The organism is Acrocarpospora macrocephala, from assembly GCF_009687865.1.
Taxonomy (GTDB): domain Bacteria; phylum Actinomycetota; class Actinomycetes; order Streptosporangiales; family Streptosporangiaceae; genus Acrocarpospora; species Acrocarpospora macrocephala.
Genome location: NZ_BLAE01000042.1, coordinates 36486 through 37567 on the forward strand (window position 1 = coordinate 36486; position 1082 = coordinate 37567).

A 1082-nucleotide genomic window follows, 5' to 3' on the forward strand; every position below is an offset into this window, starting at 1 on the left:
CGGTGGGGGCGGGGATCGATCACTATCGGCGGCGAGTGTACGCGGTAGGGGCTGAGCCGGTGGGGAACTGGTGGCATTGGCGGATTGGGGTGCCGAAACGGTTGCTCGACGCGGCTGTGCTGATCGGGGGGTATTTGAGTGAGCGGCAGAGTGGAGGGCTTCGGGAAGCGGTGGATTACTTTGTTCCGGAGGGGTGGCTGGGGAGTTATCGCGGGAACAGCACGGGGGCCAATCGGGTCGATCTGTGTTTGGTGATGTTGCTGCGGGCGATGTTGCGGGCGGATCCGGAGAAGGCGGATCTGGCCGTGTCCGCGTTGTCGCCTGTCTTTCCGCTGGTGGAGGAAGGTGATGGCTTCTATCGGGATGGGTCGTTCATCCAGCACACGTTTGTTCCCTACCAGGGTGCGTACGGATCGACGTTGCTGAACGGGATCGCGACCATGTTCGCCGTGTTGCGCGGGTCCCCATGGGAGATCACCGATGAGCGCGTCTTCGACGCGGTGGAGCGGTCGTTCGCGCCTTTCATCCATGACGGGTTCTGCATGGATCTGGTCCGTGGGCGGGGAATCAACCGGAGGCCGTACGGGGATCACCAGCGGGGGCGGGAGATCGCGGGGTCGATTCTGCTGCTGGGGGAGGCGGCGAGGCCGGGGGTGCGGGCGCGGTGGCAGGGCATGGTCAAGGGGTGGGCGCGGCGGAACACGCACCAGCCCATGCTTGAGGCCGCGGAGCGGGATGATCTCGCATTTCACGCGCGGCTCGCCGCGGTTCTGGATGATGACGCGATTCCCGCGGCGGAGGAGCCGGTCGGGCATCGGCTGTTGCCGATGAGCGCGCGGGCGGTGCATCGCAGGCCGGGGTGGTGCGCGGGGCTCAGCATGGCGTCGGATCGGGTTGGGCATTACGAGCATGGGAACGGGGAGAACCTGCGGGGGTGGCACACCGGTTCGGGGATGCTCTACTGGTGGGCGGCCGGGCATGGGGATCAGTATTCGGATTCGTTCTGGCCGACTGTCGATCCGTACCGGTTGCCGGGGACGACCGTTTCCACGCGGCGGTTGCCGGATGGGGCGGGTGCCGGG

At 66.8% G+C, this 1082-nt stretch carries 1 protein-coding gene; it reads left to right on the forward strand.

Translation table 11 applies throughout. The features are described from left to right. Window positions 1-2: 2 nt before the first annotated feature. A partial coding sequence (locus Amac_RS33080) for a polysaccharide lyase family 8 super-sandwich domain-containing protein (protein WP_281356371.1) occupies window positions 3-1082 on the forward strand: 1080 nt, incomplete at its 3' end.